The sequence below is a fragment of the Shewanella sp. SP1S2-4 genome, assembly GCF_031932075.1.
GTDB lineage: Bacteria > Pseudomonadota > Gammaproteobacteria > Enterobacterales > Shewanellaceae > Shewanella > Shewanella baltica.
The window spans coordinates 47,118-62,352 of sequence record NZ_JAUOET010000018.1 but is presented as its reverse complement, the minus strand read 5'-3'; the positions used below and the strand labels follow the sequence as shown (position 1 = coordinate 62,352).

Here is a 15,235-nt window from a genome sequence, read left to right as displayed (position 1 = left end):
AATGCCCAAGTCGAATCGGTTTGTCTGACGACAAGTTAAAATATCCTTCGAAATCGGGGAGGAAAATCTAGGGTAAACCTTATTAAAGTAAGGCGACTTTCTCGATTTAATCGTAAAAAACGCATTTGTGGTATTTTTACTTATTATACGATTTGCAAATCAATGACTTGCTATCAGGAAAGTGTTTTTTTATCCGTTAAATTTTCCGCTTGGGATCAGGGCGTTGTGAACACTTTATTCACGGCTTATCCCTAATCGCTGGTGAAATATAGCAATAATCAAAAAATTCAGCAATGGAAAGGCACAATTCTTCTCAGTTGTTGTACAATGGCGACCGTTATAATTAGATGGCGCATCATGAATATAGAATCCACCACACAACAGGTTCAGTTGATCACGATTGATGAAGATCACTTCGAACAGCGTATCGATAACTACTTAATGACCAAGCTGAAGGGCGTGCCGAAAAGCATGATCTATCGGATTGTCCGCAAGGGCGAGGTTCGAGTGAATAAGAAACGCATCAAACCCGAGTATAAATTGCAGATTGGTGACATAGTACGTATTCCGCCTGTCCGAGTGGCAGAGCCAGATAATCGTACTGCGCCATCGGCGAACTTAAGCAAAGTTTCGCAACTCGAAGACCGTATTCTGCACGAAGACAATCATTTGATCGTGTTGAATAAACCTGCAGGCATTGCTGTGCATGGCGGTAGTGGTGTCGATTACGGTGTGATTGAAGCCCTGCGTTCGCTGCGCCCTCAACAGAAGTTTTTAGAGTTAGTACATCGTCTCGATAAAGATACTTCGGGTGTGTTGTTGGTGGCGAAAAAACGTAGTGCGCTTAAACATCTGCATGATCAGCTTCGATATAAAAAGATGCAGAAAGACTATTTGGCTTTAGTGAAAGGTGAATGGTCTGCTCAAGATAAAGCCGTTAAACAGCCTTTATTAAAAATCACCCTTAAATCCGGTGAACGCATTGTACGTGTTAATGCGGAAGGGAAACCTTCAGAAACGCGCTTTAAAATTATGCAGCGTTACCAAGGTTGTACTCTCGTGAAGGCAAGCCCTGTCACTGGGCGGACTCACCAAATTCGGGTGCATTGCCAATTTGCGGGTCATCCTATCGCCTGTGATGATAAATACAGCGAGCAAAGGTTTGACGACAGCATGCGTGCATTAGGCTTAACTCGACTCTTTTTACATGCGGCTGAGTTGATGTTCATTCATCCAGAAAATGATGAAGTGATGCGGGTCTCTGCGCCTTTAGATGAAAATTTGTCGCAATTACTCGATAAGTTAAAGCGTGCGTAATTAACAGGGATAGGTTTCAAGGATGAAGATAAAGCAATACGATTTAGTGATTTTCGATTGGGATGGCACTCTGATGGACTCCATCGGTAAAATTATCACTTGTATTGAAAATATGGCTAGGGTATTGCAGTTACCTATCCCAAGCGAAAGCGATATTCGCGATATTATCGGTCTTTCTATGACAGAAGCGCTGCGAGTCCTGTTTCCTCAGGGACTCAATCTTAGCGCTTCTTCTGTATATTCTCAGCCTCAACATCCTAAAAATGCATTTGGTCAAGGCGAAGATGATCAATATCAGCAGATGCGCGCCGAGTTTAAAGCGCAATATTTGCATTTAGATGCCACGCCAACACCGCTCTTTGCACAAGCACCTATTTTAATCGATGAGTTACATGCTCAAGGTTATCAATTAGCCGTTGCAACCGGTAAGGCCCGTGCGGGACTTGACCGCGTTTTTGCGCAAACGGGCTTAGGTCGATACTTTGTTGCGTCACGCTGCGCTGATGAAGTGCACAGCAAGCCCCATCCTGAAATGATCTCAAGTTTACTGAAAGAATTGAATATTGCACCGAACAGAGCCTTAATGGTGGGTGATTCTCTGCTGGATTTAACCATGGCGGCCAATGCAGGGATTGATAGCGTTGGTGTGACCTATGGCGCTCATAGTGCCGAAAAGTTGCTGCGGGCGAAACCTATTGCCTTGATTGATTCACCTGCGCAATTGCTGCAATACCTCTAGCATTGCTATTTAGTGCTGAAGCGGCAATTCATGCCGCTAGGCATGAGTACTTCCTAGTTACCTTTATTTACGTCCTATCTTCTCGTCAATAAAACGAATCTGCTGCTCGGCATTTATTGGTGCGCTTAATCGATTTATTAAACAGAGCACGCTGAGCAAAACCTCAGTAAACGAATAAGCTAACGTGTAAGCAGGTTAAGCGAGAACGTCTACACCTTGGGCCAACAGCATTTCTGTCAGTAGTATCAGTGGTAAGCCAACTAAGGTATTCGGATCGCGACCTTCAAGCTCGGTAAATAAGGCTATGCCTAAGCCTTCACTCTTAAAACTGCCCGCGCAGTAGTAGGGCTCTTCTTTTTCTATGTAGGCGACAATCTGCGCATGGCTAAGATGCCTGAAATGAACCGTAAAGGGTTCAACCTCGGCGGCCATGGCGCCCGTTTCGGCGTTGTAGAGTGCAAGACCCGTATAAAAGGTGATGGCTTTACCAGAGGCTTGGGTGAGCTGCGCGACGGCATTGTCAAAATGATGTGGCTTACCAATAATCTTGCCATCAATGACGGCAACTTGATCGGAGCCAATAATCAGCCCCTCGGGGAATTGTTCTGCACCTGCGACGGCTTTTGCTTGGGCTAATCGAAGCACTAAGGCATGGGCCGATTCATCGATATACGCTGTTTCGTCAATATCAGAATTACAGCATTCGAAGGGAAGACCGAGTTTCTGCAGTAAAGATTGTCGGTATACAGAGGTCGAAGCTAATATCAATCGGGTTGGCATAATGGGGTATCCGCAAAAGAGTGACTCATATTGTGACCAATCTGCGCGAGAGAGTGCAAGAATTTTGTCTTTTACGGTTTCTTTTCAGCGAATGCGACTATTTTAGTCGGCTTATGCTTGTATGCGACCTCGTGCTTGGGTACTATTTCGCTTCCGTCAATTTCAATGTTGGGGCTGGAGAAAGGCTTAAGTCGCAAACTGGGACTTAAGTTAGTAATTTTTCTTTGACTCTAGCGTTTTCAAACTATAATATGCGCGCCTTATGCAAACAGTAAAGATACCGGTTTCAATTGATCCATTTCGCGCCGCCTCGAGTCGCCTAGTTTATCAGGGCGTTGTTCCTGGTGTGCAATTGAAAAGATTAAATGAGTTATGTGCCGGCGACTGTTCCGATGTGGCAGTGTCGCTTGAATGTGGCGTAGATTTACAGGGGATAGTCTACCTGAAAGGGAAGGCTGTGACGGAGCTCACTCTGATATGTCAACGTTGCATGACACTATTTACCACTGAGGTTACGGTCGAGTTTTGCTTCGGTCCATGCCGGACTAAGGCAGAAATCGATGAGCTCCCGGATGCGTATGACCCAATTGAGTGCAATGAAATTGGCGAAGTGCGTCTACATCAATTGATCGAAGATGAATTGATAGTCGCTATGCCGATAATCCCAATGCATCAAGAAATTGATTGCAGTGCGGGATCTAAAGACATGGTTGTAGGCGAGATCGAACCCGCTCAAGAGGAGCGTCCAAATCCGTTTGCAGTGTTAGAAAAACTGAAGAGCAAGTAATCTAGGAGACAGGCCAATGGCTGTACAACAGAACAAAAAATCACGTTCAAAGCGCGGAATGCGCCGTTCACATGACGCACTGAGCACTGCTCAGCTGTCTGTAGACGCTACCAGCGGTGAAATCCATATGCGTCACAATGTGACTGCAGATGGCTTCTATCGCGGTAAAAAGGTAATCAACAAGTAATTTGTTGGTTTCCTAATGACGAATCTGACGCTTGCGTTAGATGCAATGGGTGGTGATCATGGCCCCCACGTCACGGTGCCTGCAGCCTTGCGGGCACTAAAATTACATTCTTTTCTTAAAATCATTTTAGTCGGTGACAAGACTGAAATTGATGTCTATCTACGTCAAACCGAAGCAAATCTACTTTCACGCATAGAAATCATTCATACCGATGAAGTCGTTAGTATGTCCGATCGACCTGTGCATGCTTTGCGTACACGTAAAAACAGTTCCATGCGATTGGCGATTGAGTTAGTGCGTGACGACCGCGCGCAAGCGTGTGTGAGTGCCGGTAACACAGGTGCGTTAATGGCAATGGCGAAAGTATTGCTGAAGACTTTACCTGGCGTTGACCGTCCCGCCTTAGTGAGTTGTTTACCTGCCGTAACGCAGAAACCTGTTTATTTGTTGGATTTAGGCGCGAATATTTCCTGTGACTCGGAAACCTTATTTCAATTTGCTGTGATGGGCTCAGTCCTGTGCGAAGCGGTAGATAAGAAATCTCGGCCAAAAGTCGCTTTGCTCAATGTGGGCATTGAAGAGATTAAAGGTAACGATCAAGTTCAGCAAGCGGCGCAGTTACTGCAACACACAGAACAAATCAATTACACGGGTTTTATCGAAGGGGATGAAATCTACTCCGGTAATGTGGATGTCATTGTTTGTGATGGGTTTGTGGGTAACATCACGCTTAAAACCTCTGAAGGCATTGCCAAATTATTGGTACATCAGTTAAAACGGGGACTAACCCAAGGTTTATTTGTTCGTTTTCTGGCTAAACTTATCGCCCCACGTATTCAGGCGGTCCTTAGTCAGATGAACCCCGACCACTATAACGGTGCAAGTCTGATAGGATTGCGCGGAATAGTTGTAAAAAGCCATGGAAACGCGGATGAAACTGCCTATTTACAAGCAATTAGTTTGGCAGTAACGGAAGCTCAACGTCGACTCCCTGAAATGATAAAAGATCGTTTGGAGTCGATTCTTTTAGATATAAATAACTGATCCCTCCTTATGCATACAAAAATTCTCGGAACTGGTAGTTATCTGCCAGTGCAGGTGCGTAGCAATCAAGATTTGGAACAAATGGTGGAAACCAGTGACCAATGGATTGTTGAACGTACAGGTATATCAGAACGTCGCATCGCGGCCTTCGATGAAACCGTTTCAACTATGGGCTACCAAGCGGCACTCAAAGCGCTGGAAATGGCTGGCATAGAAGCATCAGATTTAGACATGATCGTTTGCGGTACCACCAGTGCCCCCAATGCTTTTCCAGCAGCGGCCTGTGAAATCCAAGCCATGCTTGGCGTGCATACCATTCCAGCATTTGACATCGCTGCGGCTTGCTCAGGCTTTGTTTATGCTTTATCTGTCGCCGACCAATTTGTAAAAACGGGCGCGGCAAAAAAAGTATTAGTGATTGGTGCCGATGTGCTGTCTCGACTATGTGAGCCAGAAGATCGTTCAACCATTATTTTATTTGGTGATGGTGCGGGCGCTGTTGTGATTGGCGCATCTGAAACGCCAGGGATCATTTCGACCCACATTTATGCCGATGGTCGCCAAGGCGACTTATTGAAATGCGCATTTCCACCACGTAAAGGCGAAACCTCAGAAGCGGTCGGCTTTATGACCATGAAAGGTAACGATGTCTTTAAAGTGGCTGTGACTCAATTGTCCCATGTTGTGACAGAGACTTTGCGCATCAACAATATCGATAAGTCAGAAATTGACTGGTTAGTCCCACACCAAGCTAATTTCCGTATTATTAATGCCACCGCGAAAAAGCTCGATATGAGTCTTGATAAAGTCGTATTGACCTTAGCTAAACACGGTAATACCTCGGCGGCCTCTGTGCCTATCGCATTAGATGAAGCCGTGCGTGATGGCCGTATTCAGCGTGGGCACCTACTGCTGCTCGAGGCCTTTGGTGCTGGTTTTGCGTGGGGCAGTGCGCTCATTCGCTTCTAAGTTCTACATGTGTTTTCCACATGATTTTTCAATAAATTAAGTTAGCCATAGGTAATTTGAATATGGAAAATGTTGCTTTTGTATTTCCGGGTCAAGGTTCACAAGCCCTCGGCATGTTAGCCGAGCTTGCCGAATCTCATGCTGTTGTTGGACAAACCTTTGCTGAGGCGAGTGACGTCTTAGGTTATGATCTGTGGGCATTGGTTCAGCAAGGTCCTGTTGAAAGCTTAAATGAAACCGATAAAACTCAACCAGCCCTATTAGCGGCGAGCGTGGCGATTTGGCGTACCTACGTGGCTTCAGGCAAACCTATGCCTGCTATACTCGCGGGTCACAGCTTAGGCGAGTATTCTGCTTTAGTTTGCGCCGGTGTGATGGATTTTAAAGACGCGATTAAGTTAGTGGAATTACGTGGTCAACTGATGCAGCAAGCGGTTCCAGCTGGCACGGGTGCTATGTATGCGATTATCGGTTTGGACAACGAGAGTATCGCTAATGCCTGCGCCGAAGTGGCTCAAGGTGACGTGGTGAGTCCAGTTAACTTTAACAGTCCTGGTCAAGTGGTCATTGCAGGCCAAAAAGACGCAGTTGAGCGCGCTGCAGCAGCTTGTAAAGCAGCGGGCGCTAAAATGGCGGTGGCTTTACCTGTCAGCGTGCCATCACACTGTGCATTAATGAAACCTGCGGCGGATAAACTGGCCGTGGCATTAAACGATGTACAGTTTAATACCCCAAAAATTACAGTGATTAATAACGTTGATGTGGCATCACCCACCTCTGCTGATGACATAAAAGATGCGTTAGTGCGTCAGTTATATTGTCCTGTCCGCTGGAGCGAAACTGTTGAGCTAATGGCCCAAAAAGGCATTACCCAACTGGTGGAATGTGGTCCTGGTAAAGTATTGACAGGATTAGCAAAACGAATTAATAAATCACTATCAGCCCAAGCGGTTAATGATGTTGCTTCATTAGCAGCATTAACTGAGTAAGGAGTTTATATGAGTTTCAACCTGAATTTAACAGGCAAAGTGGCTTTGGTGACAGGTGCGAGCCGCGGTATTGGCCGTGCGATCGCTGAGACACTGGTCGAAGCGGGTGCAGTGGTTATTGGAACCGCAACCAGTGAGAAGGGCGCTGCGGCGATCCAAGAATATCTGGGTGACAAAGGTTTTGGTTTAGTGCTTAATGTCACAGATAGTGAATCTGTTACACATTTATTCGCCTCGATCAAAGAAAAAGCGGGTGATGTTGATATTCTAGTCAACAACGCGGGTATAACCCGTGATAATCTGCTGATGCGGATGAAAGATGATGAATGGCAGGATATTATCGACACCAACCTGACATCGTTATTTAGACTATCAAAACCTGTGATGCGTACCATGATGAAAAAGCGCTTTGGCCGAATCATCAATATCGGTTCAGTGGTAGGCACCATGGGCAATGCAGGTCAAGTTAACTACTCGGCAGCAAAGGCGGGTTTGATTGGATTTACAAAATCTCTTGCAAGAGAGGTTGCATCTCGTCAAATTACAGTTAATGCTATCGCTCCTGGATTTATCCAGACCGATATGACAGATGAGCTGACCGAAGAGCAGCAAAAAGCTATCATGTCACAGGTTCCGATGGAACGATTAGGGCAAGCGCAAGAAATTGCCAATGCAGTGCTCTTTTTGGCCTCGGACTCAGCCGCTTACATCACAGGTGAAACTTTGCATGTGAATGGCGGCATGTACATGGTTTAAGGGCGAATGGCAGGGATTTCTGTCGCAACTGAGTAGTGATCTGTATCAATTGATAGTGAAATTTCGTGGTTAGACCACGAAAACTAAGCTTGCATTGTCAGCCAAATCTAATAAACTACTCGCAATCTTACGCAAGTGCGTAATTTGAATAGGAAAGAAAACTAATGAGCAACATCGAAGAACGTGTAAAGAAAATCATTGTAGAGCAACTGGGCGTTAAAGAAGAAGACGTTAAGCCAGCGGCATCTTTCGTTGACGATCTGGGTGCAGATTCTCTGGACACTGTTGAGTTGGTTATGGCTCTGGAAGAAGAGTTTGATACCGAGATCCCTGATGAAGAAGCTGAAAAGATCACTACTGTTCAAGCAGCGATCGATTACGTTTCTAAGAATCAGTAATTCTGAATTCTTGAAGACAGGCGGCATTTTTGCCGCCTGTTTTTGTTTTACCCCCGTCAAATTCTGCCTCCGTGCCATTCAATCGTCTCTGGATCGTGTTTTAAGTGTTATCCACGAGATGCTCGCCGCAGATTGGCGAATTGTTCTAAATAAAAGTTATTTAAGAAATTGTCTAATGATAGAAAACCTTGTGTCCTCTATCTGAATTAACAAATTAGCATTTAAAGGTGACTGCCGTGTCTAAACGTCGTGTAGTGGTAACCGGTTTGGGGTTAGTAACTCCAGTGGGCAATACTGTCGATACTACTTGGAAGGCTTTGCTTTCGGGTAAGAGTGGTATTGCACCGATAACCAAATTTGATGCCAGTGAATTTACCACTCGTTTCAGTGGTTCAGTAAAAGATTTCGATGTTGAGCAATTCGTAACGAAAAAAGACGCCCGTAAGATGGACCTCTTTATTCAATACGGTATGGCAGCTGGCATCCAAGCTATCCAAGACTCAGGTCTGGACATGAGCAAAGAAAACCCTGGTCGTGTCGGTACGGCTATTGGTGCCGGTATGGGCGGCATGTGGTTGATTGAACAAGGGCATAGCGCCTTGATGAATGGTGGTCCGCGTAAGGTTTCTCCTTTCTTTGTACCTAGCACTATCATCAATATGATTTCGGGCCACTTGTCGATCATGTTTGGCATGAAAGGCCCCAATTTTGCCGTGACGACCGCTTGTACTACAGGCGTGCACAATATCGGTTTTGCAGCGCGTACCATTGCCTATGGCGATGCCGACGTGATGGTGGCCGGCGGCGCTGAGGATGTCACTTCTCCTTTAGGCGTGGCAGGTTTTGGTGCTGCGAAAGCATTATCGACACGCAATAACGATCCGACTGCGGCGAGCCGTCCATGGGATAAAGACCGTGATGGTTTTGTGATCGGTGACGGTGCGGGCGTGATGGTGATGGAAGAGTACGAACACGCTAAAGCGCGCGGTGCGACCATTTACGGCGAGTTAGTCGGTTTTGGTATGAGCGGTGATGCTTTCCACATGACATCGCCTCCAAGCGACGGCGCTGGCGCTGCTGCGGCTATGGTCAATGCTATTAATGATGCTAAGTTATCACTGGAGCAAATTGGTTATATCAATGCCCATGGTACGTCGACGCCAGCAGGTGATAAAGCGGAAGCGGCAGCGGTTAAGTCTGTATTTGGCGACCACGCTTATAAAGTACTGGTTAGCTCGACTAAATCGATGACGGGTCACCTATTAGGTGCTGCTGGTGCAGTTGAAGCGATTTTCACTTTATTAGCACTGCGCGACCAAGCTGTACCGCCAACCATTAACTTGGATAATCCGGATGAAGGTTGTGATTTAGACTTTGTCGCTCATACTGCCCGTGACGTGAAGATGGATTACGCTCTGTGTAACTCCTTCGGTTTTGGTGGGACTAACGGTTCATTACTGTTTAAGAAAGTGTAAAACTTGCATTGTTAGTGAAAAAAAGACAGTGAAAAAATGCGCCTGAGGGCGCATTTTTTATGGATAAAATCCATTGAGATTGTGAATTGAGTAGCATTATTTCACGCTTTCATTGTGATAAAAATCACTTTCTAACTACCTGATATCCATGACGTTAACCTTTGTTCATCAAGCTTGTTTAATTCTATTGGCCACAGATAATGACAGATATATTTAATCTTGATGGAGTGTGTCATGTTAAACCCTGCGGTGATCCCGCTTGTCCCCCTCATCGGCGCATTAACGGCCAATCTGACCGAATTGATCCGCGGTGAATTTAAAGTCTGGCACCCTAACATGGACATAGGGATCAAGACTTTTACCTTAGCAATAGCCGCTTACGTGGTCGTCTGGTTTTCCTTATTGGTGACGGCGATTAATGTTGGTGGCGACAGCAATATGTCCTCGGGTCTTGAAGTGCTGGGTTTCTTCATGCTTGGCTTAGGTGTGTACACTTTTGCGAAGGGCACACGATTTGTTAGCAGCGCGCTACAGCTATGGCTTTACCGCTTAGCCCTGCCGAGTCTACTGCTTTGCTGCGTGCTTATTAGTCACTTTGGTTAAATCGAATTCTTTGGCGAGGCCAATCGTAATTATCTTTACGCTATTGGGGATTTCTATCGTAAACTCAGCTTATTGCACGAAGACATTGAGCCATAGTGGCTGAATAAGTTGAGGTTATATGGCTGGTATCGATAGACAAAGTACCCTGAGATTTTTGTCAGAGCCTGCGGATGTAAATTTTGGTGGTAAGGTCCACGGTGGCGCTGTGATGAAGTGGATCGATCTCGCGGCCTACGCCTGTGCAGCGGGTTGGAGCGGTAAATATTGTATTACAGCCTATGCGGGCGGGATTCGTTTTGTGCAACCCATTTTAGTGGGCAACATAGTCGAAGTCAGCGCTAAGGTGATTTATACGGGGAAAACTTCTATGCATATCGGTATCGATGTGCGGGCCGGCGATCCTAAAGTCTCTGAACGTCATCTCACTACCCACTGTATTGTGATCATGGTAGCTGTTGATGAACATGGTCAGCCTACGCCAGTGCCTGAATGGATACCACAGACTGAACATGATATTCATTTGCGCGATTCTGCGCTGCGCTTGATGGAAATGCGTAAAAAGATTGGCGCCGAAATGGAAGCCCACGTGGTGAAATAGCCCCATAAATTAAATCAACAAAGGCGCTTAAGGCGCCTTTGTTGTCTCTGCCGAAAAGTGCGTTTGCCTGTGGGGCCGATTTCAACCTGACGCTATGCGGGATGAATGCTAAACTGCCGCCATTATTTTTCACTGCCCATTTCCCTAAATAAACACCTCAATTGAACCTATAGATTGAAACACTTACTGGCACTTTTTTAGTATTTGTTGTTGAGGTTTTAGCGGTAACATATTGGGCAGACGAAACACAACTCGATTCAGCAATTTCTACTCGATTCACCTTGTTTACCTATTTGAGGATCACTTCATGGCAAAAGTCGCATTTATTGGTTTAGGCGTAATGGGATATCCCATGGCGAGGCATTTACTGAACAAAGGCCATGAGGTCACTGTTTATAATCGCACTTTTGCCAAGGCGCAAACTTGGGTCGACACCTATGGCGGACGTTGCTGCCCAACGCCAAAGGAAGCGGCAGAGGGTCAAGATATTGTGTTTACCTGTGTGGGCAATGATAACGATCTGCGTGAAGTGGTATTAGGCAGTGATGGCGTTATTCATGGGATGAAAAAGGGCGCAGTGCTGGTTGACCATACTACGGCTTCGGCCGATGTCGCTCGTGAGCTTCATCAAGTGTTAGCGGAAAAGGGCATTGATTTCCTCGATGCGCCTGTGTCGGGCGGTCAAGCGGGCGCCGAAAATGGCGCCTTGACTGTGATGGTTGGCGGCGATGAAGCTGTGTTTGCCCGTGTTAAACCTGTGATTGAAGCCTTTGCCCGCTGCGCCGAGCGTTTAGGTGAGGTTGGTGCAGGTCAGTTAACTAAGATGGTGAACCAAATCTGTATCGCGGGTGTGGTGCAAGGTTTAGCTGAAGCATTACAGTTTGCGCGCAAGGCAGGACTCGATGGCGAGAAAGTGATTGAAGTGATCAGTAAAGGCGCGGCGCAAAGCTGGCAAATGGAAAATCGCTACAAGACGATGTGGGGCCAAAGCTATGATTTTGGTTTTGCCGTCGATTGGATGCGTAAAGATTTAGGCATCGCCTTAGAAGAAGCTCGCCGCAATGGTTCACACTTGCCATTAACCGCGTTAGTCGATCAATTCTATTCAGAAGTACAGGGCATGGGCGGTAACCGTTGGGATACGTCTAGCCTGTTGGCACGTTTAGAAAAATCGGCGAAATAAGTTTTACCTTAAGTTTCATCGTTATAAAAACTGAGGTCTTGTAGTGATAGAAACTCTGGTTTCGAAGTGATAAAAACTTGGCTGTCGGAGTGATAAACACTCAGATTTCGCAGTGATAAAAATGCCCAGTCCCGATTGCGTTGGCAAATCGAACTGGGCATTTTTGTTTGTATCGTTTTTTGACTAGGATTAAGAACTAGATATTAAGCTCTCGATTTTAAGCTCTAGATTTTAAGCTCCAGATTTTAAGAAATAAGATATTAAATCGTTAGTCATTCCAGCGAATATGGGTCACTAAACTGTGGGTTTCACCTGGGGCAAGCACTACTTTATCTTCTAAAACATTGGCCGCTTCTAGACAGACCATAGTCAAATAATCCTCTGGATTAAACCGGCCAAGGCGTTGTGACTTTTCAATCCATGGATTCCATAATACCGCTGACTGGCTGTTTTCACGGCTGACTTCAATTATCCCCTGCGGCGTATGCAATAATTGCACAGGGCCGAGATCGGTATAGACACGATCTGTCTCGCGATCAAACAGCACTTCATCCGTGGTTTGCGGATAAGGTCCCTCGGCAAATTCGATGTATTTTGAGCCACTAAAACCGCTCGCTTTGAGTTGGTGGATATCCTCAATCGGGAAATAAGTGTGCAGCGCTTGGGTAAGCGTCACGGTTTCATCGCCTAAGTTGGTATTCACAAGACTGATACTCAGGGTGTCGCCTAGGGTGAATAACACGCTGACCTGAGTGTTATGCGGCCAATAAATTTTATCTTGCTCACTGATCTTTAAGCTAAAACGTAAATCAACTAACTGATTACGCATTTCTACCGATTCCAGCGCCCAAATGCGGGTGCGGGCGAAACCGTGTTGGGGGAAGTTTGCTTCACTACTCATGCCAAACCAAGGCCAGCATACGGGCACACCGCCACGGATCCCATTACCGGGTTGATAATCGTCAGCCGATGAAACCCACAGCAAAGGTGGTTTTCCTACGGGTTGAAAATAGTCTATTTGCGCGCCCTGCAAAAAAATTCTTGCCTGACATAACGCCGTATTCACTTCGACATAATCGAGCCCGTTGGCGTGCTTTTTAGTAGTGACAGAACCCATAGTAGCAATATCCTTAACTCTGCTGGCATATCAGAAAAACAGGCAGTTAGCTTACAAAGTTTTCCGCGATAACATAAGGCTTTGTTGCGATCAATTTACGGTTTCGCTGTTCGTTTGTGTAAACAAAAGTCTTTGCTGGCCGTTGGGGTGCTTTCTTTTTCGGCAAATTTAGCTAAAGTGGTCAGAGCACCAAAGTGGTCAGATCACTTAGTTGAGTTGCAGTCTAACAAGAAAAGGGAAGCGATTATGCCAGTCTATCAAGCGCCGCTGCGCGACTATCAATTTATCCTCAATGAAATGTTACATATTTATCAGCAAGATGCCCTCAAGGGGTTCGATGAAATCGATCCAGATCTTGTTGATGCGATCCTGCAAGGTATGGCCGACTTTAGTACTGAAGTCATGCTGCCGCTCAATAGTGTCGGCGATCTGCAAGGCTGTAAGTTGGTAGATGGCAAGGTGATTACCCCGGAAGGATTTGATAATGCCTATCGGCAATTTGTTGATAATGGCTGGCCGACGCTGACCTGCGATCCTGAATATGGCGGCCAAGGTCTACCCGAAGTCGTGGGGATTTTTGCCACTGAGATACAAACGGCAACCAACATGGCCTTTGCCATGTATCCTGGTTTGACCCATGGCGCCTATGCCGCCATCCATGCCCACGGTAGTGATGCGCTTAAGCAAAAATATTTGAGTAAATTAGTCAGCGGTGAATGGACTGGGACAATGAATTTGACCGAGTCCCACGCTGGTACTGACTTAGCCTTATTACGCACCAAAGCCGTGCCTGTATCCGAAGGCGTTTTTGCTATTACTGGTGAGAAGATTTTTATCTCCTCAGGCGATCACCAACTCACCGACAACATAGTGCATCTAGTATTAGCCCGCTTGCCGGATGCACCTGAAGGCGTGAAGGGCATATCTCTGTTTGCGGTACCTAAAGTATTAGTGAATGGCGATGGTAGCCTAGGCGCGCCGAACACTTTATATGCCAGCGGCCTTGAACATAAGATGGGCATTCACGGTAACTCCACCTGTGTGATGGTGTTTGAAGGCGCGCTTGGCGAGCTTGTTGGCGAGCCGCACCAAGGACTGCGCGCCATGTTTACTATGATGAACCAAGCGCGTTTAGGCGTGGGCGTGCAAGGGCTGGGTGTCTCTGAGATTGCCTATCAAAATGCGTTAGCCTATGCCAAAGACAGATTACAGAGCCGCGCTTTAAGCGGTGCCAAAGCCCCAGAAAAAGCCGCCGATCCGATTTTGGTTCACGGCGATGTGCGCCGTATGTTGCTGTCGCAAAAAGCCTTTAATGAAGGCGCAAGAGCCTTAGTTGGACAACAAGCTTTGTGGCTCGATGAAGCTGAGCGCCATACCGATCCTGCCAAAGCGAAAGCGGCATCCCAGTTAGCGGCCCTGTTTACGCCTGTTGTGAAAGGTTTTATCACTAACCGTGGTTTTAATGCCTGTGTCGATGCGCAGCAAGTATTTGGTGGACATGGTTATATCCATGAGTGGGGCATGGAGCAATTTGTGCGCGATAGCCGTATTGCGCTGATTTATGAAGGCACTAACGGCATTCAGGCGCTGGATTTAGTGGGGCGTAAGTTACTTAGCGACCGCGGCGCGGCGATGCAGAAATGGTCGGCATTAGTGACTGAGTTCATTAAGTCACATAGCACGAATGCGGGGATGCAACCCTATGTGAGTGGCTTAATGGATTGTGCGGGTGATTTGCAAAAGGCAAGTGGTTATTTAGCGACCCATGCGGCGACCAATCCAGACATTATTGGCGCAGCTTCAATGGCCTATTTGGAGTTATTTGGGGTGACGGCACTGGCGTGGATGTGGGCCAGAAGTGCCGCGGTGGCATTAGCGGCGCTGGAGCAGGGCATTGAAGAAACCGCATTTTACCAAGCTAAATTGAAAACTGCTGATTTCTACATGGCTTACTGGGCGGTGCAAGGTCGCAGTCTGCGTAAGCAAATCGAGCAGGCGAGTGAAATGCTCACACAATTGGATGAAGCAATCTTTTAAGCATTCACCATATAGGCTGAGTGAAGCCTTTGCTTAAGAACAGCTCAAAAACCAGCGCATTGTCGCTGGTTTTTATTTTTGTATAGTTTAAATCTTTAACTTGTTTTCATTCTTCGGTTCCACGCCAGTATTGAGCTCGATACTGTGAGTCTCTTGCTTGTCCCACATTAAAATTTCTATCTAAGGTCTGTGCGGCTGAACCTCTGTTTCGTTTAAGTCATAACCAAATATCACAAGGATAATGTGAGCTGACGCT

Annotated in this window: 16 protein-coding genes; 14 read left to right on the top strand and 2 right to left on the bottom strand. The window is 46.3% G+C overall.

The annotated features are described in order from the left end of the window. Window positions 1-357: 357 nt before the first annotated feature. Both rluC and Q4Q52_RS15695 read left to right on the top strand, forming a co-directional pair. Window positions 358-1,317, top strand: a complete 960-nt coding sequence (gene rluC / locus Q4Q52_RS15700; RefSeq protein WP_311991040.1) for a 23S rRNA pseudouridine(955/2504/2580) synthase RluC — start codon at window positions 358-360, stop codon at window positions 1,315-1,317. A gap of 22 nt (window positions 1,318-1,339) precedes the next feature. Further along, on the top strand, window positions 1,340-2,056 hold the full coding sequence (locus tag Q4Q52_RS15695) for an HAD-IA family hydrolase (protein WP_311991039.1): 717 nt from the start codon (window positions 1,340-1,342) through the stop codon (window positions 2,054-2,056). A 195-nt stretch (window positions 2,057-2,251) separates the two neighbouring features. Here the strand turns inward: Q4Q52_RS15695 and Q4Q52_RS15690 are convergent, their stop codons facing one another. Further along, window positions 2,252-2,836, bottom strand: a complete 585-nt coding sequence (locus Q4Q52_RS15690; protein ID WP_311991038.1) for a nucleoside triphosphate pyrophosphatase — start codon at window positions 2,834-2,836, stop codon at window positions 2,252-2,254. Between the two features lie 262 nt (window positions 2,837-3,098). On the opposite strand from Q4Q52_RS15690, the gene yceD reads away from it, so the two are divergent. The 11 genes from yceD (at window position 3,099) to Q4Q52_RS15635 (ending at window position 11,825) form a co-directional block, all read left to right on the top strand. Beyond that, window positions 3,099-3,623, top strand: coding sequence for a 23S rRNA accumulation protein YceD (gene yceD / locus Q4Q52_RS15685; protein ID WP_311991037.1), 525 nt, complete (start codon window positions 3,099-3,101; stop codon window positions 3,621-3,623). Window positions 3,624-3,639: 16 nt separating this feature from the next. Further along, on the top strand, window positions 3,640-3,810 hold the full coding sequence (gene rpmF / locus Q4Q52_RS15680) for a 50S ribosomal protein L32 (RefSeq protein ID WP_006081226.1): 171 nt from the start codon (window positions 3,640-3,642) through the stop codon (window positions 3,808-3,810). Window positions 3,811-3,825: 15 nt separating this feature from the next. Continuing rightward, on the top strand, window positions 3,826-4,854 hold the full coding sequence (plsX, locus tag Q4Q52_RS15675) for a phosphate acyltransferase PlsX (protein ID WP_220592683.1): 1,029 nt from the start codon (window positions 3,826-3,828) through the stop codon (window positions 4,852-4,854). 9 nt (window positions 4,855-4,863) lie between these two features. Continuing rightward, complete coding sequence (locus Q4Q52_RS15670; protein WP_106650217.1) at window positions 4,864-5,823, top strand: beta-ketoacyl-ACP synthase III; 960 nt, start codon at window positions 4,864-4,866, stop codon at window positions 5,821-5,823. Between the two features lie 62 nt (window positions 5,824-5,885). Beyond that, complete coding sequence (gene fabD, locus Q4Q52_RS15665) at window positions 5,886-6,812, top strand: ACP S-malonyltransferase (RefSeq protein ID WP_311991036.1); 927 nt, start codon at window positions 5,886-5,888, stop codon at window positions 6,810-6,812. A 9-nt stretch (window positions 6,813-6,821) separates the two neighbouring features. Then, the gene (fabG, locus tag Q4Q52_RS15660) at window positions 6,822-7,568 is read left to right on the top strand and encodes a 3-oxoacyl-ACP reductase FabG (protein ID WP_006081230.1); all 747 of its coding nucleotides are present in this window, start codon (window positions 6,822-6,824) and stop codon (window positions 7,566-7,568) included. A gap of 164 nt (window positions 7,569-7,732) precedes the next feature. Beyond that, entirely contained in the window at window positions 7,733-7,966 is a 234-nt protein-coding gene (gene acpP, locus Q4Q52_RS15655) for an acyl carrier protein (RefSeq protein WP_006081231.1), read from the top strand. A 236-nt stretch (window positions 7,967-8,202) separates the two neighbouring features. Further along, a complete protein-coding gene (gene fabF, locus Q4Q52_RS15650; RefSeq protein WP_311991035.1) occupies window positions 8,203-9,441 on the top strand; it encodes a beta-ketoacyl-ACP synthase II in 1,239 nt (412 codons plus the stop codon). A 234-nt stretch (window positions 9,442-9,675) separates the two neighbouring features. After that, entirely contained in the window at window positions 9,676-10,044 is a 369-nt protein-coding gene (locus tag Q4Q52_RS15645) for a hypothetical protein (RefSeq protein ID WP_311991034.1), read from the top strand. Between the two features lie 118 nt (window positions 10,045-10,162). After that, window positions 10,163-10,642, top strand: coding sequence for an acyl-CoA thioesterase (locus tag Q4Q52_RS15640; protein ID WP_006087464.1), 480 nt, complete (start codon window positions 10,163-10,165; stop codon window positions 10,640-10,642). A 307-nt stretch (window positions 10,643-10,949) separates the two neighbouring features. After that, on the top strand, window positions 10,950-11,825 hold the full coding sequence (locus tag Q4Q52_RS15635; RefSeq protein ID WP_012088891.1) for an NAD(P)-dependent oxidoreductase: 876 nt from the start codon (window positions 10,950-10,952) through the stop codon (window positions 11,823-11,825). Between the two features lie 268 nt (window positions 11,826-12,093). Here the strand turns inward: Q4Q52_RS15635 and Q4Q52_RS15630 are convergent, their stop codons facing one another. Beyond that, window positions 12,094-12,942, bottom strand: a complete 849-nt coding sequence (locus tag Q4Q52_RS15630) for a D-hexose-6-phosphate mutarotase (protein ID WP_311991033.1) — start codon at window positions 12,940-12,942, stop codon at window positions 12,094-12,096. 246 nt (window positions 12,943-13,188) lie between these two features. Between Q4Q52_RS15630 and Q4Q52_RS15625 the strand changes: the two genes are divergently transcribed. Continuing rightward, window positions 13,189-14,979 carry an acyl-CoA dehydrogenase C-terminal domain-containing protein gene (locus tag Q4Q52_RS15625; RefSeq protein ID WP_311991032.1) on the top strand — a complete coding sequence of 597 codons (1,791 nt, stop codon included), beginning with the start codon at window positions 13,189-13,191 and terminating at the stop codon, window positions 14,977-14,979. Window positions 14,980-15,235: the final 256 nt, after the last annotated feature.

What these genes read in the sequence shown, in the direction of transcription:
- rluC (WP_311991040.1), top strand. Translation starts at nt 358, where the DNA reads ATGAATATAGAATCCACCACACAACAGGTTCAGTTGATCACGATTGAT.
- Q4Q52_RS15695 (WP_311991039.1), top strand. Translation starts at nt 1,340, where the DNA reads ATGAAGATAAAGCAATACGATTTAGTGATTTTCGATTGGGATGGCACT.
- Q4Q52_RS15690 (WP_311991038.1), bottom strand. Translation starts at nt 2,836, where the DNA reads ATGCCAACCCGATTGATATTAGCTTCGACCTCTGTATACCGACAATCT.
- yceD (WP_311991037.1), top strand. Translation starts at nt 3,099, where the DNA reads ATGCAAACAGTAAAGATACCGGTTTCAATTGATCCATTTCGCGCCGCC.
- rpmF (WP_006081226.1), top strand. Translation starts at nt 3,640, where the DNA reads ATGGCTGTACAACAGAACAAAAAATCACGTTCAAAGCGCGGAATGCGC.
- plsX (WP_220592683.1), top strand. Translation starts at nt 3,826, where the DNA reads ATGACGAATCTGACGCTTGCGTTAGATGCAATGGGTGGTGATCATGGC.
- Q4Q52_RS15670 (WP_106650217.1), top strand. Translation starts at nt 4,864, where the DNA reads ATGCATACAAAAATTCTCGGAACTGGTAGTTATCTGCCAGTGCAGGTG.
- fabD (WP_311991036.1), top strand. Translation starts at nt 5,886, where the DNA reads ATGGAAAATGTTGCTTTTGTATTTCCGGGTCAAGGTTCACAAGCCCTC.
- fabG (WP_006081230.1), top strand. Translation starts at nt 6,822, where the DNA reads ATGAGTTTCAACCTGAATTTAACAGGCAAAGTGGCTTTGGTGACAGGT.
- acpP (WP_006081231.1), top strand. Translation starts at nt 7,733, where the DNA reads ATGAGCAACATCGAAGAACGTGTAAAGAAAATCATTGTAGAGCAACTG.
- Q4Q52_RS15645 (WP_311991034.1), top strand. Translation starts at nt 9,676, where the DNA reads ATGTTAAACCCTGCGGTGATCCCGCTTGTCCCCCTCATCGGCGCATTA.
- Q4Q52_RS15640 (WP_006087464.1), top strand. Translation starts at nt 10,163, where the DNA reads ATGGCTGGTATCGATAGACAAAGTACCCTGAGATTTTTGTCAGAGCCT.
- Q4Q52_RS15635 (WP_012088891.1), top strand. Translation starts at nt 10,950, where the DNA reads ATGGCAAAAGTCGCATTTATTGGTTTAGGCGTAATGGGATATCCCATG.
- Q4Q52_RS15630 (WP_311991033.1), bottom strand. Translation starts at nt 12,942, where the DNA reads ATGGGTTCTGTCACTACTAAAAAGCACGCCAACGGGCTCGATTATGTC.
- Q4Q52_RS15625 (WP_311991032.1), top strand. Translation starts at nt 13,189, where the DNA reads ATGCCAGTCTATCAAGCGCCGCTGCGCGACTATCAATTTATCCTCAAT.